Source organism: Proteus hauseri ATCC 700826, assembly GCF_001654965.1.
Classification (GTDB): Bacteria; Pseudomonadota; Gammaproteobacteria; order Enterobacterales; family Enterobacteriaceae; genus Proteus; species Proteus hauseri.
On sequence record NZ_LXEV01000016.1, the window covers coordinates 262,538 to 283,603 of the forward strand.

General features: G+C 36.9%; 16 protein-coding genes. 8 read left to right on the forward strand and 8 right to left on the reverse strand.

Annotation, left to right across the window (positions count from 1 at the left end):
• Window positions 1–369: 369 nt before the first annotated feature.
• The 4 genes from tkt to fbaA all read left to right on the forward strand — a co-directional run bounded on the left by tkt (window position 370) and on the right by fbaA (window position 6,069).
• Complete coding sequence (gene tkt / locus M997_RS05750) at window positions 370–2,364, forward strand: transketolase (RefSeq protein ID WP_064719154.1); 1,995 nt, start codon at window positions 370–372, stop codon at window positions 2,362–2,364.
• Between the two features lie 258 nt (window positions 2,365–2,622).
• Entirely contained in the window at window positions 2,623–3,642 is a 1,020-nt protein-coding gene (epd, locus tag M997_RS05755; RefSeq protein WP_064719155.1) for an erythrose-4-phosphate dehydrogenase, read from the forward strand.
• Window positions 3,643–3,759: 117 nt separating this feature from the next.
• Window positions 3,760–4,923: a phosphoglycerate kinase gene (gene pgk / locus M997_RS05760; protein WP_064719156.1), complete on the forward strand. Its 1,164-nt coding sequence runs from the start codon at window positions 3,760–3,762 to the stop codon at window positions 4,921–4,923.
• Window positions 4,924–4,989: 66 nt separating this feature from the next.
• A complete protein-coding gene (fbaA, locus tag M997_RS05765) occupies window positions 4,990–6,069 on the forward strand; it encodes a class II fructose-bisphosphate aldolase (protein WP_064719157.1) in 1,080 nt (359 codons plus the stop codon).
• A gap of 77 nt (window positions 6,070–6,146) precedes the next feature.
• Here fbaA and M997_RS05770 read toward each other — a convergent pair whose 3' ends face one another.
• The 3 genes from M997_RS05770 to hpaC all read right to left on the reverse strand — a co-directional run bounded on the left by M997_RS05770 (window position 6,147) and on the right by hpaC (window position 9,241).
• Window positions 6,147–6,359, reverse strand: coding sequence for a TM2 domain-containing protein (locus tag M997_RS05770; protein WP_064719158.1), 213 nt, complete (start codon window positions 6,357–6,359; stop codon window positions 6,147–6,149).
• 279 nt (window positions 6,360–6,638) lie between these two features.
• Window positions 6,639–8,117, reverse strand: coding sequence for a dipeptide/tripeptide permease DtpB (gene dtpB, locus M997_RS05775; RefSeq protein WP_064719159.1), 1,479 nt, complete (start codon window positions 8,115–8,117; stop codon window positions 6,639–6,641).
• Between the two features lie 605 nt (window positions 8,118–8,722).
• Entirely contained in the window at window positions 8,723–9,241 is a 519-nt protein-coding gene (hpaC, locus tag M997_RS05780; protein ID WP_064719160.1) for a 4-hydroxyphenylacetate 3-monooxygenase, reductase component, read from the reverse strand.
• A 581-nt stretch (window positions 9,242–9,822) separates the two neighbouring features.
• On the opposite strand from hpaC, the gene hpaR reads away from it, so the two are divergent.
• Entirely contained in the window at window positions 9,823–10,260 is a 438-nt protein-coding gene (hpaR, locus tag M997_RS05785) for a homoprotocatechuate degradation operon regulator HpaR (RefSeq protein ID WP_064719161.1), read from the forward strand.
• Window positions 10,261–10,332: 72 nt separating this feature from the next.
• Here hpaR and betT read toward each other — a convergent pair whose 3' ends face one another.
• Together betT and M997_RS05795 are read right to left on the reverse strand one after the other, a co-directional pair.
• The gene (gene betT / locus M997_RS05790) at window positions 10,333–12,336 is read right to left on the reverse strand and encodes a choline BCCT transporter BetT (RefSeq protein ID WP_064719162.1); all 2,004 of its coding nucleotides are present in this window, start codon (window positions 12,334–12,336) and stop codon (window positions 10,333–10,335) included.
• Window positions 12,337–12,707: 371 nt separating this feature from the next.
• Window positions 12,708–13,343 (reverse strand): hypothetical protein, encoded by a 636-nt coding sequence (locus M997_RS05795; RefSeq protein ID WP_064719163.1) that lies wholly within the window; start codon window positions 13,341–13,343, stop codon window positions 12,708–12,710.
• 273 nt (window positions 13,344–13,616) lie between these two features.
• Here M997_RS05795 and M997_RS05800 point away from each other — a divergent pair, with 273 nt between their 5' ends.
• Window positions 13,617–14,297, forward strand: coding sequence for a DUF421 domain-containing protein (locus M997_RS05800; protein ID WP_064719164.1), 681 nt, complete (start codon window positions 13,617–13,619; stop codon window positions 14,295–14,297).
• Between the two features lie 98 nt (window positions 14,298–14,395).
• On the opposite strand, the gene rnz is transcribed toward M997_RS05800, so the two are convergent.
• On the reverse strand, window positions 14,396–15,313 hold the full coding sequence (gene rnz / locus M997_RS05805) for a ribonuclease Z (protein ID WP_064719165.1): 918 nt from the start codon (window positions 15,311–15,313) through the stop codon (window positions 14,396–14,398).
• A 9-nt stretch (window positions 15,314–15,322) separates the two neighbouring features.
• Entirely contained in the window at window positions 15,323–16,915 is a 1,593-nt protein-coding gene (gene rtcR / locus M997_RS05810; RefSeq protein ID WP_064719166.1) for an RNA repair transcriptional activator RtcR, read from the reverse strand.
• A 562-nt stretch (window positions 16,916–17,477) separates the two neighbouring features.
• Here rtcR and M997_RS05815 point away from each other — a divergent pair.
• Together M997_RS05815 and M997_RS05820 are read left to right on the forward strand one after the other, a co-directional pair.
• On the forward strand, window positions 17,478–18,617 hold the full coding sequence (locus M997_RS05815) for a slipin family protein (RefSeq protein ID WP_109406125.1): 1,140 nt from the start codon (window positions 17,478–17,480) through the stop codon (window positions 18,615–18,617).
• Complete coding sequence (locus M997_RS05820) at window positions 18,614–19,837, forward strand: RtcB family protein (RefSeq protein WP_064719168.1); 1,224 nt, start codon at window positions 18,614–18,616, stop codon at window positions 19,835–19,837. Before M997_RS05815 ends, M997_RS05820 begins: the two co-directional genes overlap by 4 nt.
• 435 nt (window positions 19,838–20,272) lie before the next feature.
• Here the strand turns inward: M997_RS05820 and mrpI are convergent, their stop codons facing one another.
• On the reverse strand, window positions 20,273–20,833 hold the full coding sequence (mrpI, locus tag M997_RS05825; RefSeq protein ID WP_064719169.1) for a phase variation DNA invertase MrpI: 561 nt from the start codon (window positions 20,831–20,833) through the stop codon (window positions 20,273–20,275).
• Window positions 20,834–21,066 lie beyond the last annotated feature (233 nt).

Sequence of the window (21,066 nt, forward strand, 5' to 3'; positions counted from 1 at the left end):
TGTTTATTCTGCTATTCGATATTAAGTGCGGCGTTCTATCTGTATATAATTGGAACAAATAAGATATTTATTTGATTTGATGGATAAAACAGCAATGAAATTTTATCTTGATTAGTGATATCAAGCTAAGGTCTAATAGCACACTTCTCAATTGCGCAAATAATTGCCTTCCTCTAATTTTGTTGCGCAACAATGCGGTGGTGTAATGTTATTTTCCGCTTTAATCGTAAAAAATGCAGTGTAAATCAAAGAATTATTGATTTTAGCTGATTACGATAGCCACCTTTGTGGATTTTTTATATTGCGGTTTTTTGCCCGCATTGAGAGAATCAGCTATCTAGATGCTTTTTATCCGACTTGGAGTAGAAAATGACCACTCGTAAAACCCTTGCTAATGCGATCCGTTTTTTAAGTATGGATGCAGTGCAAAAAGCTAAATCAGGACACCCTGGTGCGCCTATGGGCATGGCTGATATTGCAGAAGTATTATGGCGTGATTTTTTAAATCATAATCCATCTAACCCTAACTGGGCTGATCGTGACCGCTTTGTATTATCTAATGGCCACGCATCAATGCTGATTTACAGCTTATTACATCTGTCTGGTTATCAGGTTTCTTTGGATGATCTGAAAAACTTCCGTCAATTACACTCTAAAACACCAGGCCACCCAGAATATGGTTATACCCCAGGTGTTGAAACTACAACGGGTCCTTTAGGTCAGGGTATTGCAAACGCAGTGGGTTTTGCGATAGCAGAACGTACATTAGCGGCTCAATTTAACCGTCCTGGTCACGATATTGTCGATCACTTCACCTACGCCTTTATGGGTGATGGTTGTATGATGGAAGGTATCTCTCATGAAGTATGTTCTTTAGCGGGAACATTACAATTGGGTAAACTGATTACATTTTATGATGACAATGGCATTTCTATTGATGGCCAAGTGCATGGTTGGTTTACTGATAATACAGCAGAGCGTTTTGAGGCTTATGGCTGGCATGTAATTAGCGGTATCGATGGTCATGATGCAGCAAGCATTAAAGCTGCTATCGAAACAGCAAAACAGGTTACTGATAAACCTTCACTGTTAATCTGCAAAACGACTATTGGTTTTGGTTCTCCTCATAAAGCAGGTACTGCTGACTCACACGGTTCTCCATTAGGTGATGCAGAAATTGCAGAAACCCGTAAAGCGTTAGGTTGGGAATACGGTGCATTCGAAATTCCACAAGAAATTTACAACGAATGGGATGCAAAACAAGCAGGTCAAGCTAAAGAAGCTGAGTGGGATGTTAAATTCGCTGCTTATGCTGCCAAATTCCCTGAGTTAGCGGCTGAATTTAAACGTCGTGTGTCTGGTGAGTTACCAGCAAACTGGGAAACAGAATCCAAAGCATTTATTGAAAATCTGCAACAAAACCCATCAAACATTGCTAGCCGTAAAGCTTCTCAAAATGCATTAGAAGCCTTCGGTAAAGTATTGCCAGAATTTATGGGGGGTTCTGCGGACTTAGCGCCAAGTAACCTAACTATGTGGTCTGGTTCTAAAGCACTGAACGAAGATAAAGCGGGTAACTATATCCATTATGGTGTTCGTGAATTCGGTATGTCTGCAATCATGAACGGTATCGCATTACATGGCGGTTTTGTTCCTTACGGTGCAACATTCCTGATGTTTATGGAATATGCTCGTAACGCTGTACGTATGGCAGCGCTGATGAAAATCCGCAGCATCTTTGTTTATACTCACGATTCTATTGGTCTGGGTGAAGATGGCCCAACTCACCAACCTGTTGAGCAAATGGCAAGCCTACGTGTAACTCCAAACGTAAGCACATGGCGTCCATGTGACCAAGTTGAGTCTGCTGTTGCATGGAAATACGCAATTGATCGTAAAGATGGTCCAACAGCGCTTATTTTCTCTCGCCAAAATCTTGCACAACAGCCACGTACTGCTGAACAACTAGCCAATATCGAGAAGGGTGGTTACATCCTGAAAGATTGTGCTGGTACACCAGAATTAATTTTCATTGCAACCGGTTCTGAAGTTGAATTGGCAGTTAGCGCTTACGAACAATTGACGGCTGAAGGTCGTAATGTTCGTGTTGTTTCTATGCCAGCAACAGATGCGTTTGATAAACAAGATGCAGATTACCGTGAAGCAGTATTACCAGCAGCAGTTAAAGCGCGTGTAGCTATCGAAGCAGGTATTGCTGATTACTGGTTCAAATATGTTGGCCTTGATGGTGCAATTATCGGAATGCGTAGTTTCGGTGAGTCAGCACCAGCAAACGAACTGTTTGCTGAGTTTGGTTTTACTGTGGAAAATGTGGTTACACAGGCAAAATCTTTACTTAAATAATCAATAAGTGTTAACGAGAGCACATTTTGAGGAAGAATTTCTCGGATGTGTTCTTTTTTTATCCTTCCATCTTTGTTTGCTATTGCGATCCTCTCTCATTTCTCGTAATCTGATTACCTAGAAGCTGAACCGTTTCAGTTGAGGCTGAAATGTCGGTGACTCCACAAATTTTAGATTTAGTTGATTTATCACTGCTGATTAGTATCTTGCTCTATTATTCTAGGTGGTTGCATAATCACGAGTTATCAAAGGAGTCACATGGCTATCAGAGTTGCTATTAATGGATTTGGTCGCATTGGACGTAATGTATTAAGAGCTCTTTATGAATCAGGTAAACGTGCTGAAATTACGGTTGTTGCGATAAATGAACTGGCTGATGCACAAGGAATTGGGCATTTACTCAAGTATGACTCTAGCCATGGTCGTTTTGCTTGGGATATACGTATTAATAACGACTTGCTGCAAGTAGGTGATGATACTATTAGACTATTTCATCATGCAGAAATTAGTGAGTTACCTTGGGGTGAGTTAGGTATTGATGTGGTATTAGATTGTAGTGGGGTATATGGCTCTCGCGCTGATGGTGAATCTCATATCGCACAAGGTGCAAAAAAGGTCCTTTTTTCTCATCCAGGCACCACCGATTTAGACGCAACGGTTGTATTTGGTGTTAACCAACATGAATTAAAAAAAGAACACCGAATAGTCTCTAATGCTTCTTGTACCACAAATTGTATTATCCCAATCATTAAATTGATGGATGATGCATTTAATATAGAATCAGGAACAGTTACTACAATACATGCAGCAATGAACGATCAACCTGTAATTGATGCATACCATAAAGATTTACGCCGAACACGGGCAGCTGGGCAATCAATTATTCCTGTTGATACTAAACTAGCGGCGGGGATAACACGAATTTTCCCAAAATTTAAAGATCATTTTGAGGCAATTTCCGTACGAGTTCCTACAATTAATGTGACGGCAATTGATTTAAGTGTCACGGTAAAAACTGCCGTAAATGTGTTAGATGTCAATCGTTTAATTCAAAAATCAGCAACAGAGGCATTTCGTGGTATAGTGGATTACACAGAATTGCCATTAGTCTCAACTGATTTTAACCACGACCCCCACAGTGCTATTGTTGATGGCACTCAAACTAGGGTGAGTGGGCAGCATCTGATTAAAACTTTAGTCTGGTGTGATAATGAATGGGGCTTTGCTAACAGAATGCTTGATACAACGCTAGCAATGGCTGCTACTGGTTTTAAATAATCATGTATTAATAACGATGCCACGTAAAAACAAGAAAGTAATGATGCTTTATTGTTAAAATACAAGGCATTGAACAGAAGATTACTAAATTTTAGAGAATCAATGAGAGGATTCATCATGTCTGTAATTAAGATGACCGATTTAGACCTGGCCGGTAAACGAGTTCTTATCCGTGCTGACCTGAACGTTCCAGTTAAAGATGGTAAAGTGACTTCCGATGCACGTATCCGTGCTTCATTACCAACCATTGAAGCAGCTTTAAAACAAGGCGCTAAAGTAATGGTAACTTCTCACTTAGGACGTCCTACTGAAGGTGAGTACAACGAAGAATTCTCTTTAAAACCAGTTGTTGACTATCTGAAAGACAAATTAACTGCACCAGTTAGCTTAGCTAAAGACTATTTAAATGGCGTTGAAGTAAATACTGGTGAATTAGTTGTGTTAGAAAACGTTCGCTTCAATAAAGGCGAAAAGAAAGACGACGAAACCTTATCTAAACAATACGCTGCACTGTGTGATGTATTCGTAATGGATGCATTCGGTACCGCTCACCGTGCTCAAGCATCAACTCATGGCGTAGCTAAATTTGCAGATGTTGCTTGTGCAGGCCCTCTATTATCAGCAGAGCTAGAAGCATTAGGTAAAGCATTAGATAAACCTGCTCGCCCAATGGTTGCTATTGTTGGTGGTTCTAAAGTATCAACTAAACTGACTGTTTTAGATTCTTTATCTAAAATTGCTGACCAATTAATTGTTGGTGGTGGTATCGCTAATACGTTTATCGCAGCAGAAGGTCACCCAGTAGGTCGTTCATTATATGAAGCTGATCTGGTTGATGATGCAAAAAAACTGATGGAAAAATGTGATATTCCAGTACCAACGGATGTTCGTGTTGCTACTGAGTTCTCAGAAACAGCGCCAGCAACATTGAAATCAGCAAGCGACATCAAAGATGATGAACAAGTGCTGGATATCGGTGATGAAACAGCAGAACGTCTGGCTGAAATTCTGAAAAATGCGAAAACCATTTTATGGAATGGCCCTGTTGGCGTATTTGAATTCCCTAATTTCCGTAAAGGTACAGAAATTATTGCTAACGCTATCGCAAATAGTGAAGCATTCTCTATTGCAGGTGGTGGCGATACACTGGCTGCGATTGATTTATTTGATATTGCAGACAAAATCTCTTACATTTCAACCGGTGGTGGTGCTTTCTTAGAGTTCGTTGAAGGCAAAAAACTCCCTGCTGTTGCAATGCTGGAAGAACGTGCTAAACAGTAATTAAGTCATTGCTCATACAGGTAGAAGGACTTTTTTCTACCTGTTCCAATTATAGGATCTTATTACATGTCTAAAGTTTTTGATTTCGTAAAACCGGGTGTCATCACTGGTGATGATGTACAAAAAGTGTTTGCAGTAGCAAAAGAAAACAAATTTGCTCTGCCAGCGGTTAACTGCGTAGGTACTGATTCAATCAACGCTGTGTTAGAAGCTGCTGCGAAAGTTCGTTCTCCTGTTATTGTACAGTTCTCTAACGGTGGTGCTGCATTTATCGCAGGTAAAGGTCTTAAATCAGATGTACCTCAGCAAGCTGCAATTTTAGGTGCAATTTCTGGTGCTCATCATGTTCACCAAATGGCTGAATACTATGGTGTTCCAGTTATTCTACATACTGACCATTGTGCGAAAAAATTATTACCATGGATTGATGGTCTGTTAGATGCAGGTGAAAAACACTACGCAAAAACAGGAAAACCACTGTTCTCCTCTCATATGATTGACTTATCAGAAGAATCATTAGAAGAAAACATCGAAATCTGTGCTAAATATTTAGCGCGTATGGCTAAAATCGATATGACGTTAGAAATCGAGTTAGGCTGTACTGGTGGTGAAGAAGACGGCGTTGATAACACAGGTATGGATAGCTCTGCGCTATATACTCAACCAGAAGACGTTGCTTACGCATACGAAAAACTGAATGCAGTTAGCCCACGATTCACTATCGCGGCATCATTTGGTAACGTTCACGGTGTTTATAAACCAGGTAACGTGCAATTAACACCAAAAATTCTGCGTAATTCACAAGACTACGTTTCAGAGAAATTTAACCTGCCACACAACAGCTTAGACTTCGTATTCCACGGTGGTTCTGGTTCTTCAGCAGAAGAAATCAAAGAAGCGGTAGGCTACGGTGTTGTTAAAATGAATATCGATACTGATACTCAGTGGGCAACTTGGGATGGTATCTTACAGTTCTATAAAAAGAACGAAGGCTATCTGCAAGCCCAGCTAGGTAACCCAGAAGGTGCTGATAAACCTAACAAGAAATACTACGATCCACGTAACTGGTTACGTCAGGCTCAAACTTCAATGGTTGTTCGTTTAGAACAAGCATTTAAAGAACTGAACTCAGTTGATGTACTGTAATTGACCCATTCTTTATGATGAAATAAAAACCCGCAAATAGCGGGTTTTTTTATGCATTCAATTTATTTTAACGCTATTTAATAACGATTATATTTGTCATTAAAGGTTTGATCTGAAATACAGAGATAATAAATACCTTCAATAAAACCAATAATTGCAGGAATACCCGTCCAACAAAATAAGAGATATAAAACGCCCATTCCTACTTTGCGAAGATAGAATTTATGTATCCCTAATCCACCGAGAAAAATAGCTAATAATGCTGCGGATAGCTTATTCTTATCATTCATCAGAATTTCTCCTATCTGAAATATTGTTTAAAGTAGATGGTTATTATTATATTAACCATAAAAATTTAAATATTTGCATTAAGGATAGTACTTATAAAACAGAATAAAAGAAGATAAAAGAAAAAGAACATTATAAAAATCAATTTGAGATAAATACGTATCTATATGGATAGCTGGTAACAAATCATATTGCGCTAAGGCAAAGCTGCCAATCAATAGATAAAATAAAAGCGCCTTAGAAGACGCTTTATTATGCTAACTGATTTTAGTATTAAAACATTAACCAGTAACTTTGATATCTTCTTTCATCATACGGTTTAATAAAGGGACGGTTACCCACATAATTAGACCTACAATTAAGGTTGCTATACCTATCTTACCAAATACATCTGTATAAATAGGCAATGTTTGCAATGGATCAGTAATACCTTCTGGTGCTGCGGTGAATGTTGCTACATACCCCCCCAGCAAATAAGCTGTTGCTTGAGTTAAGAACCACATACCAAGAATAAAGCCCATCATGTATTGTGGTACAAACGCTGCAACCATAGCTAAACCTAAGGCGCTGATCATCAACTCACCTAAGCTTTGGAATAAATAAACCAGAACAATAAACCAAGGTGAAGTTAAACCATTAGCATCAGCAAACCACATACCTGATGCTGCTGCTGTAAGGAACCCTAATGAACATAGAAGCATACCTGCGGTAAACTTCGCTGGCATTGAGAAGTCTTTACCTTTCGCGCCTAAGCGGCTATATGCGATAGCTAAAATAGGGCTGGCAACAATAATCCAGAATGGATTGAGTGCTTGGAAGCTAACCGGGTTAATATCAAAGCCTAATAACGTGTGATGAACGTTATGAATAGCAAAGAAGTTTAATGATGTTGGCATTTGAGCATAAAGAATATAGAAAATAACCGCTTCAAGCATCAGAACAAATGCAACATACATTTTATTACGAGCAACTCTGTCTTTTTGTTTAAATGCTTCACGGAAATAAATAAAGACAACAATAATAGACAGGCTGACTAAAACAATATTAGCAATCATCACGTTATGCATTAACCATGCACAAACAAATACCATTGCTACACTACCAATAATAACTAAGAGTAGTTTGTTGAAATTAAGGGGTAAATGGTCTGGCTCTGAGCCAATATTTCTTACCATTTTGCGGCAGAAAATATAAACCAATAGAGCAATGATTAAGCCAATACCACAGATATTATAGGTCAGTGCATATCCATAACGCTCTGCAAGTACTGGCGCAATAGATAATGAGATCAGAGAACCCACGTTAATTGACATATAGAATAAGGTAAATGCACCGTCAAGGCGTGGATCTTTTGGTTGATAGCATTTCGCCAGTAAGCTTGCTGGGTTCGCTTTAAATAAACCGTTACCTACAGCGATAGTTCCTAACGCATAGAAAATAAGGTTAGGATACATAATTGACATACCGGTCATGAAATAACCGATAGCAAGAACTATTGCACCTAAAACAATAGTACGTTTTGTTCCTAATAAGTGGTCACCAACATACCCACCAATTGAAATTAACCCATAAACTAGTGCAGAGAAGGCACCAAAAGTAATAAAGGCTTGTTCTTGTGAGAACCCAAGTTTATTAACGAAATAAACAGCGAGAATACCTTGTACGCCGTAGTAACCAAAACGTTCCCATAATTCTACAAAGAAAATCATAAAGAATGGTTTAGGTTGTTGTAATAAACCGACTTGAGCGGGTTTATCCATATCTGTAATGCCCCTAATTATTATTTATCTTCACAACGATGTTATTTACTCGAATTTACGGCGAATGTTACACACTAGTAACATTATCTACCGTCTAGAGAGTGATGTTTGCAAATTTAAGAAGGTAATCAGCAAGTCGAGTAGACTAATATATTGATAGAATGACTTCTCAAAGGTTGATCACACTGTGGGTAAGATTAATACCAGATTGAAAAAAATATTCATTAATTTATTTTCAATAAAGGTAATTTAGTTGATATTTAGTATAAATCATCGCCATTGAGATAATTTATTGACTATATTTTCATCGAATGAAACAAGATAAGAATAAACAATAAAAAATAGAATAAAAACTTTTTTTAATATGACTCATTGATTATAGAAAGAAATATTTCGTTATAATAAAAGTATATTCTCTTATAACAAACAGATGTTAATAACTAATTAATAAATACCAAGACATTGTATCCAAAATACTGAAAATATAATTATTCACTTATTTTAAATAAATATTTGTTTGTTCTGAAATGAATTATGATTAAATAACAAAAAAAACGCCCTTATTAAGGTGCGTTTTTTTGTCTCAAGAAAAGAGTAAAATAAAACTAAACAGCTATCGGAACTAGTTCATTTTTGACCGAATGAAAGCGACGCTTGAAATAGATAAGGCCATGCCCATCTTCGCGAACCGAGATATTTTTTATTTCTGCCATATAAACAAAATGAGTGCCAACTTGTCGCACATCATAAATATCACCTTCAAGACAGGCAAGTGCATTTTCTAATACAGGCTGTTGTAATTGCCCATGTTGCCATCCTGGTTGAGTAAAACGATCTGCCATTGTTAGTCCGGTCATTCCGGCAAAATGACAAGCCATCTCTTCTTGCTCGTGATTTAAAATATTGATGCTTAATTTGCCATTTTCTTGAAATACGGTGTTCATTTGGCTTTTACTGTTGATGCAAATCATAACCGTCGGTGGATTATCCGTTACTGAACATACCGCAGTGGCTGTTAAACCACAGCATCCTGCATCGCCATTTGTGGCAACGATATTAACGGCGGCACCTAAGTTTGCCATAGCATCTCGAAAAAGTGGGTTAGCCTGTTTCACATCAGACATTTTTTACTCCTACTGCCAGACTTCTCGTCTGTCGGCGTCTTCACTAAAAATAATCACTAATTAGAGAACAGACCAAAGGACGATTCTCTAACTACGAACGCTAAACAAAGTTGCAGTGTTTACGGCGGTTTCTTTGTTGCGTTAGTTTAAAGCCGTAACGCTACCGCGCATGAACCAAGATAGCAATCTTTCTTTGTTACAACCTGTTAACTTTTTCTCAAAAAAAGGTGAGACAACCTTATCGCTAAAGCTGATTATTCATAATTTATTGAGCGGGGAATAGCTAAATCTTATGTCTAATAAGATGTATCACACTAATTGCCAAGCTGCTGCTGTGAGGAGCTCACTGATTTCACTATTTTTATGTTAAGAGATAGAAGAGCAATCAATTGCGAGATAAATGAAAAATTGCAAAAATTGAGTCAAGTTTATTTATTTGTTAATATGAATAATTGTAACAAATAGTCTATCCTTAGAATATAGTTCATTCTGTAAATCATAAATAGCGGTACATTCTCACTGTCTATATTAAGTGATTTTTCATCATTTCACCTATAACACTTATAAAGAGCTTCTTGATTATGCATGAATCATTAACTATCGCGCTATTACAAGCTCGGGAATCTGCGATGGGATTTTTTCGACCTGTTCTTAAAGAGCATAATTTAACAGAACAGCAATGGCGGATTATTCGAGTACTTGCTGATAAGCGTTCTATCGATTTTCATGAATTAGCGCAAAAAGCCTGTATTTTGCGTCCTAGTCTCACGGGGATTTTGATTAGAATGGAAAGAGATGAGCTTATTTGTCGACTAAAACCGGTCAGTGACCAACGTAAGCTGTTTGTGTCTCTTTCTGTCAATGGGCAAAATTTATATGACAAAATTCAGCCTAAAATTGATGAAGGTTATCAATTATTAGAGCAAAAATTCTCTACTGAAAAGCTACAGAGCTTATCTGGGCTATTAAAAGAACTTATTGCACTTAATGCAGAAAACACCGATATATCAGAAAAATAGTTTTATCTTAACCAAATAAAAAGAGGCGATGTTTTATCATAGCCTCTTTTCTTTTTTCTATTTTATGTGGGTTTATTGTTTACCTAACACATGCAAAAAGTGAATATGCTTTTCATACTGATCAAGAATATCATGAATAATCTGTTCTTTTGTCCAGCCCATCACATCATAATCTTGTCCACCTTCTTTTAAATGAATTTCAGCACGATAATATTTATGCTCTTCATCTTTTTCTTCATCGGTTAAACCGGTTAAAGCAAATGCAGGTTGGGTGTAAAATCGTAAGCGTACTTCATAGAAGAAGTTCATATCATCACCTAAATCGACTTCAAACCCAATGCGACTTTCATCGTTATTTTCAATATGACATTGAATACCTTGCTTACTTAATTCAGCAGAGACCATTTCCATTGAAGGATAAACCACTTCATCCATAAAACGTTTTACATGAGAACGTTTTGGAAAATAAGCAATATTTCTTAAACGGCGCTGCCACGGAATAGGGTTACGACTGGCTGGTGGCGCAATAGTTGCAAGTTGTTGGCTATCACGTTTATGTACATCAACACGCAATGCTTTTATCAATCCATAAATAGATGCTAGCAAAACCACAGAAAAAGGTAATGCGCTAGCGATAGTCACGGTTTGTAATGCAGTTAATCCACCGGCTAACAATAGTGTAATTGCTGAAATTCCCATTAAAGCGGCCCAGAAAATGCGTTGCCATACGGGCGTTTCGCTATCGCCTCCTGATGCTAAGGTATCAACAACCATTGCTCCAGAATCGGCGGATGTGACAAAAAATACAATCACCATCAACATGGCAAAAAATGACAATACTGATGAGAATGGAAAATAATTTAAGAACTCAAACAACGCTAATGACACATCTTGCTGAACAACGTTAGCAAGCGCCTCAGCACCTTTATCTTTAATTAAATGAATGGCGGTATTTCCAAAAACAGTCATCCAAAGTAAGGTAAAGCCTGCGGGTACAAATAGAACGCCGATAACAAATTCACGAATAGTGCGGCCACGAGAAATACGAGCGATAAACATACCAACAAAAGGAGACCATGAAAGCCACCATCCCCAATAAAGCAGTGTCCAACCCCCTAGCCAGTCACTTGATTTTGGTTCATAGGCATACAAATTAAATGTTTTACTGACAATTTCAGAAAGGTAACCACCTGTATTTTCTACAAATGATTTTAAAATTAATACAGTCGGCCCTAAAATAATCACTAATAAAAGAAGTAAAACAGCTAAACCAAGGTTTAATTCAGATAAAAAACGAATACCTTTTTCTAATCCAGATACTACGGAGATAGTTGCAAGGCCTGTGATCACCACGATTAATATGACTTGAACGGTTGGGCTAATAGGAATATCAAAAAGATGATTTAAGCCAGCATTAACCTGTAAAACACCAAAACCAAGAGATGTAGCTACCCCAAATACGGTTCCCATAACAGCAAAAATATCGACTGCATGGCCAATTGGACCATAGATACGATCACCAATAATTGGGTAAAGTGCAGAGCGTAATGTTAATGGCAAACCATGACGGTAACTAAAGAAAGCAAGAATGAGTGCAACAATGGCGTAAATGGCCCAAGCATGTAACCCCCAATGGAAGAAGGTTAAGCGCATTGCTTCTTTCGCTGCTTCTATCGTTTGGGCTTCGCCTGTTGGCGGCATAAGGTAGTGCATTACAGGTTCTGCAACACCAAAAAACATTAAGCCAATTCCCATACCCGCTGAAAATAGCATAGCAAACCAAGCAAAATAACTAAAATGGGGACGAGCATGATCTGGACCCAGTTTTATTTCGCCAAAACGAGAAAGCCCCAAATAAGTCACACTCAGCAAAATCAATGCAACGGCAAGAATGTAAAACCAACTTGCGTTAGTGAAGAGATTTTCCTGAAGATGACCTAGCTTATCATTAGCTAGATCGGGAAAAAGTGCTGAAAATCCAACAATGAGTAGAATTAATATTGCTGATGTATAAAAAACGGGAGGATTAATTTTCATCCTAACTTTTGTCGGTATTACATCGTTTTGTTGACTCATAACTAACCTATTTTTGTTATTTTTCTTAGAAAGAGACTTTTCGTTACCTCTTTTCTGATTTTTTACATAGAACATCAGAAAAAGAAAAGTTCATAAGAAAATTTGAATAAAACATCAGATAAGATCGAAGTTTTATAAAAGAACGGAAATAAATTATTTTTTCCGCAAGATGAAGAATAATTCAATTAAATCAACTTATTACTTATTTATGATGATAAGTGTTTTTACACTTTAATAGGTTTCTCCTGTTGAAAAAAGGAGAACATGGTTACATTTTTTGCTTAATCGATCAACCCTAGCTGTTTTTTTGCACAAAAAAAGCCAGTTACTAGTAACTGGCTTTTGTAACATCAAAATTTCTGAAATTAAGATTATTTATTTTCAGCTTTTAGATCATCAATCTTTTGTTTCGCTTGATCGGTAAGTTGGTCAGCTTTATCTAATGCTTTCTTTTCAGTATCTTGAGCTTGTTGTTTTAACTCATCACTTGTTTTTGCTGCATCTTCTTTTAGTTGGTCTGCTTTTTTATCTGCATCTTGAGATAAATTTTCAGCTGTAGTGCTTGCATCTTGTTTTAAGTCAGCCGCTTTTTCAGATAACTTATTGCTTTCAGCAGATAAGCTTTGTTTAATTTCATCAGCTTTTGCTGATGCTGAATCTTTTAGCTCATCGGTTTTTTGGGAGATACTTTCTTTTAATGCATCTGTTTTTTCATCAGCCTGAGTTTTTAATTCTTCTGCTTTTTGTTGAGCTTTATCTTTCAGCTCTTGAGCCTGTTCTGTTAATTCATCTGCTTTAGCTGAGGCATCTTGTTTTAAGTCAGCAGCCTTGTCTTTTGCTTGCTCAGTCAGCTCACTAGCTTTATCTTGCGCAGTTTCGCTAACTTGGGTGGCTGTTTCTTTTGCTTTATCAATACCCTCATCAACCTTTTTAGATGAATCATCACAACCTGCTGTAATGGTAACAAGACCTGCTAGAATTAAAGAAGCCAGTAATTTTTTGTTCATTTTTCTCTCCAGAATATGTATCCAAAACAATTAGGTGATATCTCGTTTGATACAAGTAAAATACGAGAAACCATTGAGTTAATATTAAGAGGCTATCGTAAAATGATAATAATAAGTATAGCTATACTCTTAAAATCAACAAGGCTAAGTATATTTAGTGTTTATTCATAGTCAAATTGAATAAAGAAGGTAATGATTTTTTAGGATTTTTTATCAGTAAATATTTTTTTGTTTTATAATCATAAATAGAATTTTCTTAAAAGTGAGCATCTCATGGAGTATTACTTTTTAGTTATTATTAAGTTTATTATCGGGTTTACTATTATTTTAGCCCATATGAATTTATCAGGAAAAACACAGCTTTCACAGCTAACACCTATTGATTTTATTGGTAATTTTGTCTTGGGTGGGATTATGGGCGGTGTTATTTATACTGATGCAATTCCGTTATATCAATACATTACTGTTTTTCTTATTGGTGTCTGTTTTATCTCTTTTCTCAATTATATTAGTAAAACCTTTAGTTTCTTCCGAGCTGTGGCAATAGGTAATCCTATTCCGATTATTAAAAAGGGAGAGTTTATTATGGAAAATATTAATGAGAAAAAGAATAAAATTGATATTCTTAATATTACTTCGCGGCTTCATGCTCAGGGAATTCATTCTTTTCAGGAAGTTAACTATGCACAAATTGAACCCGATGGACAAATAACGGTAGTGTGTGATGGTGCTCAAATGCCATCTTTAATAGTAATGAAAGATGGTGGGATCCGAACTTCCGAATTAGAGCAAATAGATAAAGATGAAACATGGTTAAAAGAAGAGATGGCAAGGCAACATATTGAAAAACCAGAAGATGTTTTTTTGGCTGAGTTTTGGGATGGAAAAGTAAATTTTATTTTACAAGACGGAAAGATAAAGCGAACCAAAAGGTTACAACAAAAAACAGAATAACCTCTTTGTTGAATTGTATCTTTTAATTCGGTTTACTTGAGCTTCTTCTATATAAACGGCATTAGATTGCTTATTGCTTATATAGAAGAAAAAATTAATTACAATTTAAAAACAGCAAAATCAGAAGCGAGCTCGGTATTATCAAATACCGATTGGCATTCCGTAAGAAGTTCTGGCGTGTCTTCAGGTAAATAGCGGCTACTTATATGCGTTATAATCAGCCTCTTGGTATTTGCTGTTTTTGCTAACTCCGCTGCTTGTACTGTTGTTGAATGGCCACGACTATTCGCTTGCTCTGCCATTTCATGTTTGAACGTTGTTTCATGAACCATTACATCGGTATTTTTTGCCAACGTTAATGCCGAGGGTGTTGGCTGAGTATCACCAAATATTGCAATACAACGACCTTTAATTTCAGGGCCAATGTAATTTTTACCATCCACTATTCTACCATCAGGCAATGTAATTATTTTCCCTTGCTTTAAATCCTGTAGCCAAGGGCCAGTCGGAATATTTTCAGCTTTCAGTTTTTCTGCATCTAATTTGCCTAAACTGTTTTTTTCTTCTAAACGAAAACCGAAACAAGGTACGGGATGAGAAAGTGCTTCACAACTCACTCTCATTCCTTCTTCTTCAAAAAGAAAACCCGCTTGATCTATTTCAATAATATTGATTGGGTAGGTGAGATAAGAGTGACTTAAAGTGAGCGATGTTTCTATAAATGCTTTAATTCCTGTTGGACCATAAACCGTTAACAGAGTTTCAGTTCCTCCCATTGAGCGACTGCAAAGTAACCCTGGTAAACCAAAAATATGATCACCATGTAAATGAGTAATAAAAATTTTATTTAAACGCGGTAATTTAACACGGGTATGCAAAATTTGATGTTGAGTTGCTTCACCACAATCAAACATCCACATACTTTTTTGTTTGTTTTGCAAATCAAGCACCATACTGGTGACGTTACGTTCTTTTGACGGAACGCCAGCATTGGTGCCAAGAAAAGTTAGCTCCATATTAAGATATTATTCTCCGTTTTGAATTTGTTCCCAACTTAAATCAAATTTAGCAAGATACTTACGTAAACGATCTGCATCGTTGGGTTGTTTTTTATTTTGTCTTGATACTGCAAAAAGTTTTCGGCCCGCTTCAGAAAGTGTCGAAGATCGCTGGCAAATATTAATGACTGTATTAAGCTGGCTTAGATCAAAAAGATCAAGATCTGATTTTTCAAATAAAGTAGAAGAAGTGATTCCCCAATTCTGTTTTAAGCGATAGATCTCTTCATCAACTAATGTCTGTGTGATTCGGCCATTTTCGGCTAAGGTTGCCATTCTGGTTATACTGGCACTGAGTTCTCTAAAATTTCCACGCCATATCGCCTGCTCTGAAGTGGCAAATTGAATATAGTGTAATTTTGCATCTCGATTAAAACGAACCGATTTTTGATAAAGCTGAGCAAAATTTTGCAGTTCATATTCGATATTAGGCTCAATATCTTCTTTTCGTTCTGCGAGACTAGGTAATTGAAATGACCACATGTTTATTCGTGCATAAAGATCTTCACGAAAAAGCCCTTGTTCGATTTGCTTATCCATATTGCGGTGTGTGCCTGCAATAAGTTGAAAATCGCTTTGTACTTCAATATCTGATCCATAGGGATAAAATGATTTTTCTTCTATTGCTTTAAGCAGCATTGCCTGTTCGTCTAAACCAAGCTCTGCAATTTCATCAAGAAATAAAATACCTTGATCAGCTTCTCTTAATAATCCTTGGCGGGATTGTAATGCCCCCGTAAATGCACCTTTTACATGGCCAAATAGAGTGGACATCGCATTATCACCACGCAAAGTTGCACAGTTAACGGCAATAAAACGCCCTTTTACAAAATGGCGAGATTGGCGTAGTTGGTAAATTCGTTGTGCGAGAAAAGATTTCCCTGCACCAGTAGGACCTGTGAGCAAAATAGGTGCAAAAGAGCGCAAAGCAACTCGTTCAATTTGCTCTATTAGTGTATTAAAACGTTCACTGCGTGTTGCAATACCTGACTTTAGAAAAGATAACGTCTCTATATGATAGTGCTCAAAACGGCTAGTTAACTTAGCATATTGGTTTAAATCAAGATCGATAACAGCGTAGCTGCCTATTGCGGATTGGCTTTTTTGCTCATCACTTTCATCTTTAATTTTTGTTGATGGTGAGGTTTGCAATAATTTTGCTGGTAAATAATGAGCCTCTGCTAGCAAAAACCAACAGATCTGAGCAATATGAGTACCGGTTGTGATATGGACATAATATTCTTCATTTTCAGTATCAAAAGGGTAGTTAACAGCAAAGTCAAGAAAGTGGCTGTAGACTTCTTCTAAATCCCAAGGATCACAAATATCAATTTCATAAGGTAAAACCTGCGTTTGAGGTGAGACAACACTAATATCTTCAGTTATGCGTGAGGCGAGTGTTGAATCATTTGGTTGGTGGATCATCACAAGTTTACTAACTGGAAATGCCTCTTGCTGGCAAATAGATACGGTTGGTCGCCATAAATTCCATCTTTTGTGGCTTTTTCCTCTTCTATCTAATGTTGTTCCCAAAATGCCAATCACTACTTTTCGTTTCATTGCGTTATCCAAGCTTATTTTATTTATCCGTATTTATCTATATTTATAATCTACTAGATAAAAAGATAATATCCTATGATTTTTTTATCTAACTTAGAAATGTAACTTATTTTTCTTTTTTTATTTTTAATTTATAAATCAAGTAATTAAAATTATTTTTTACTGAATTTAAAAAGTTGGCACGATATTGGCAATATTCTTATCGTCTGAAAACAGATTCTGGATCTGGTAGGCACATAAAGAACAGCGAAAGGTGTTATCTAAATGTGTTCCTTTAAAAATAAGACTCTGATCAGTGAAGTCGGTTGTTCTCGGGTTCGATTCCTGACACTGAAACCAATTACACCTCCAAATGTAAATAATAAATTGTTGTGGCGGATGTATTAGCCACCTTACTTATCCGCCAGCATCTGAGCTGGATTGTTGGCAGAAGAAGAGACAAACAGATCATCGTTCCTTTCTTCTTTTCCCTTCAGTTTCGCAATGAAGGCTCGCGGAAAAGTAAGCACACAATATCAGTACGCAATTAAAACGAACATAAAAGAAGAGAAAAGAGAAAATGATAAAAACAACAATAACAGTCAAGCAGGGTCAATTAGCACTTTTAAAGAAAAAAGATGAATACATAAAAGTGCTGACAGCAGGCGAGCATAAATTTATTGATTTAAAGCGTCAGCTAAGTGCTGAAGTCTTTGCCTTAAATGGCGGTGCATTAGAAAGCGAAAAAGCAGAATTTTTACGCCAATATTATCCTCAGTGGGTTGAAGAATATGGTTTTGACATTGTGTTATCTGATGAACAGATAGGTCTTTTATATGAGAATGGCATTCTTAAAGAGATTTTAGCACCAGGAACTCGCCGTTTATATTGGCGTTATGCTGAGCGTTCGCTCGAAATATTGTCAGCCACAGCGTTAGAAGTGCCAGCGACCTTGTTAAAAAAATTACAACAACCAAAATTACGTAATCAGGTAATAAAAGGAAGCGATGGGGTGTTGAATGTTGATGTTCCTGCATGGCATGCCGGTATTATTCGCATTGATGGCGAAACTCAAACTTTGTTAGCTCCGGGATTAAAAGGGTATTGGCGCTATCAACACAAAGTTGAAGTCGAAGTGGTTGATATGCGACTGCAAACTTTGGATGTAAGTGGGCAAGAAATTTTAACCAAAGATAAAGTGACCTTGCGTATCAACTTATCAGCGAACTGGCGTTATAGCGACGTATTACTTGCTTATCAGCAATTAAGTTCACCTATTGAGTTCTTATATAAAGAGTTGCAGTTCGCTTTACGTGAAGCAGTTGGAACACGAACGCTTGATGAGTTATTAGAAAATAAATCACTCATTGATAGTTTAGTGAGCGAAAAGGTTGATCAAGTTACCGCCGGATACGGCATTGAAGTTGCCTCTTTAGGAGTAAAAGACATTGTTTTACCCGGTGAGATGAAAACAATTTTAGCGCAGGTTGTCGAAGCTGAAAAATCAGCACAAGCTAACGTTATCCGTCGAAGAGAAGAGACATCTGCGACGCGCTCATTATTAAATACGGCAAAAGTGATGGAAAATAACCCCGTGGCATTGCGTCTAAAAGAGTTAGAAACCGTAGAACGTATCGCCGAAAGAATTGATAGAATTTCTGTTTATGGTGGTTTAGACCAAGTATTAAATGGATTGGTGCAAATCAAAGGAGCACAAGAATGAAACAGGATTACCAATTAGTACAATCAGTAGATACAGCTGACATTAAGATGTGGACCAACGGTGTTCCTGTTGAAAAAGATGCACTAAACCAATTGATTAATACGGCTAAAATGCCTTTTATCTTTAAACATATGGCTGTTATGCCAGATGTTCACTTAGGAAAAGGCTCAACAATAGGCAGTGTGATACCAACAAAAGGGGCGATAATTCCCGCAGCTGTTGGGGTTGATATTGGTTGTGGAATGATTGCAGTACGCACATCGTTACATGCTAATGATTTACCCGATAACTTATTTGCGATAAGAACGGCAATAGAAAAAGCGGTACCTCATGGAAGAACAAGCTCTCGTTCAGGAAATGACCGTGGTGCTTGGTATCAGCCGCCAGAAATTGTTGACCTGCACTGGCAGCAATTAGAAGGGCGTTTTAAGGTATTGACGGATAAATATCCTCGTTTATTGAAAACGAATAACTATCATCACCTTGGCACATTAGGAACCGGAAATCATTTTATTGAGTTATGTCTTGATGAAGTTGATAACGTTTGGGTGATGCTACATAGCGGATCTCGTGGTGTCGGTAATGCGATAGGAACACTGTTTATTCAAATGGCGCAAGAAGACATGAGAGAGCACCTTGCTAACCTACCAGATAGAAACCTTGCTTACTTAAAGGAGGGAACGTTGTTTTATGACGATTACATTGAAGCTGTTGAATGGGCTCAAGATTTTGCTCGCCATAACCGTGAGATCATGATGGAACGTGTGTTAGCGGCATTATCATCGCAAATCAGTAAACCATTTTCGACACAACAACAGGCAGTAAATTGTCACCATAACTATGTACAAAAAGAAAAGCACTTTGGCGAAGAAGTTCTTGTTACCCGAAAAGGTGCTGTATCGGCACAAAAAGGGGAAATGGGGATCATTCCTGGTTCTATGGGGGCGAAAAGCTTCATTGTTCGAGGAAAAGGAAATGCGGAAAGCTTTTGTTCTTGTAGCCACGGTGCAGGACGCGTGATGAGCCGAACAGCGGCTAAAAAAGCGTTCAGTATTGAAGACCAAATTAGAGCAACTGCGCATGTGGAATGTCGTAAAGACGAGGATGTTATTGATGAAATCCCGATGGCATATAAAGATATCGATGCAGTAATGAAAGCGCAATCGTCATTAGTCGAAATTGTTCATACATTGCGTCAGGTCGTCTGTGTTAAAGGATAACTGATTGATAACAGAGGTGATTCATAACTATCCCCGAACTATAATGTAGGGGATAGTGTCATATGATAGCGTGTGCACCAGAAACAAATGATAAAAGTGAAATGATTAGTAAATTATTGTCGATAGCACCCTTTTAGATTGATTGAAAATTAAACACCCAATATTAAATATTTTTAATGAATAATCTTTTAATATCAACTTAAGTCTATTTAATAAAGATAATCGAAAAAAGAGCATTTAATTAATTAATATCTTTATTTCGAAAGTACCATTAATAAATTATTAATATCTAAAATACTCATTATTTATTTTTTTATAAAACAATTCCTAATTTACTTAATTATTGCAAAATTACCTTTATTCTTATTGTAAAATAACAGGCTATTATATTTCCTATATTAATTATTTAATAATGTACTAATTAAATCCTTTTTGTTAAGTTCTTGTTTCCCAGATATTAAAGAATCGTTTTGAATTACTTGCAGTATAGATAACAGTATGTGAAATATTACGATGACCTAAATAGTCTTGAATTAGACGGGTATCTCTACCTAAATCAGCGAGTGCATAGCCGCAGGCGTGGCGTAGCATGTGGGGGTGTGGAATAATGGATACATTAGCTTCTTTACCTAAACGTCTAAGTAAACCATAGACTTGCTGACGAGAAATAGGTCCTGTTTTTTGAGATAAAAAAACCCATTCTGAATCTGATTCTCTCCATGTTTCCCTTTTTTTCAACCAGTTAACTAACGCTTCATACTCTTCTTCAATTATCGGCTGTGTTGTTGATAGCCCACCTTTTAAGCGTCTGACGTAGATAATTCGGCTTTCTAAATCAATATCACTTAATGTTAAACGGCATAACTCACTGACCCTAAATCCGTGTAAAAAACACATTAAAAACATGCAGTAATCTCTTTCTGGATACCTACCTTCTTTGGCTTGCTTCAAAATTGAATTGATCTCAAAACGAGTAAGAAATTTGCGTTGCTTCATTTTTCGTAACCTTTTCAATGAGATAACAGTGATTAAAAGTCATTTGATGCATCACTATAACAAGTAATATGCATCAATAAAGAGTTGTGTTTTTTTTATACTTGCCATTTTACTTGTTAATTTTAAACAAGTTTATTGAAAGTTTATTTGTTTTTAGAAAACGGGAATGGCCGAATAGGCCTATGAAGCGCAGGTATCTAGGAAAGATTACTCGTATTTAGAGAAATAAACAG

Excerpts from the sequence above, each read along its gene's own strand:
- tkt (WP_064719154.1), top strand. The coding sequence starts at position 370 with ATGACCACTCGTAAAACCCTTGCTAATGCGATCCGTTTTTTAAGTATG.
- epd (WP_064719155.1), top strand. The coding sequence starts at position 2,623 with ATGGCTATCAGAGTTGCTATTAATGGATTTGGTCGCATTGGACGTAAT.
- pgk (WP_064719156.1), top strand. The coding sequence starts at position 3,760 with ATGTCTGTAATTAAGATGACCGATTTAGACCTGGCCGGTAAACGAGTT.
- fbaA (WP_064719157.1), top strand. The coding sequence starts at position 4,990 with ATGTCTAAAGTTTTTGATTTCGTAAAACCGGGTGTCATCACTGGTGAT.
- M997_RS05770 (WP_064719158.1), bottom strand. The coding sequence starts at position 6,359 with ATGAATGATAAGAATAAGCTATCCGCAGCATTATTAGCTATTTTTCTC.
- dtpB (WP_064719159.1), bottom strand. The coding sequence starts at position 8,117 with ATGGATAAACCCGCTCAAGTCGGTTTATTACAACAACCTAAACCATTC.
- hpaC (WP_064719160.1), bottom strand. The coding sequence starts at position 9,241 with ATGTCTGATGTGAAACAGGCTAACCCACTTTTTCGAGATGCTATGGCA.
- hpaR (WP_064719161.1), top strand. The coding sequence starts at position 9,823 with ATGCATGAATCATTAACTATCGCGCTATTACAAGCTCGGGAATCTGCG.
- betT (WP_064719162.1), bottom strand. The coding sequence starts at position 12,336 with ATGAGTCAACAAAACGATGTAATACCGACAAAAGTTAGGATGAAAATT.
- M997_RS05795 (WP_064719163.1), bottom strand. The coding sequence starts at position 13,343 with ATGAACAAAAAATTACTGGCTTCTTTAATTCTAGCAGGTCTTGTTACC.
- M997_RS05800 (WP_064719164.1), top strand. The coding sequence starts at position 13,617 with ATGGAGTATTACTTTTTAGTTATTATTAAGTTTATTATCGGGTTTACT.
- rnz (WP_064719165.1), bottom strand. The coding sequence starts at position 15,313 with ATGGAGCTAACTTTTCTTGGCACCAATGCTGGCGTTCCGTCAAAAGAA.
- rtcR (WP_064719166.1), bottom strand. The coding sequence starts at position 16,915 with ATGAAACGAAAAGTAGTGATTGGCATTTTGGGAACAACATTAGATAGA.
- M997_RS05820 (WP_064719168.1), top strand. The coding sequence starts at position 18,614 with ATGAAACAGGATTACCAATTAGTACAATCAGTAGATACAGCTGACATT.
- mrpI (WP_064719169.1), bottom strand. The coding sequence starts at position 20,833 with ATGAAGCAACGCAAATTTCTTACTCGTTTTGAGATCAATTCAATTTTG.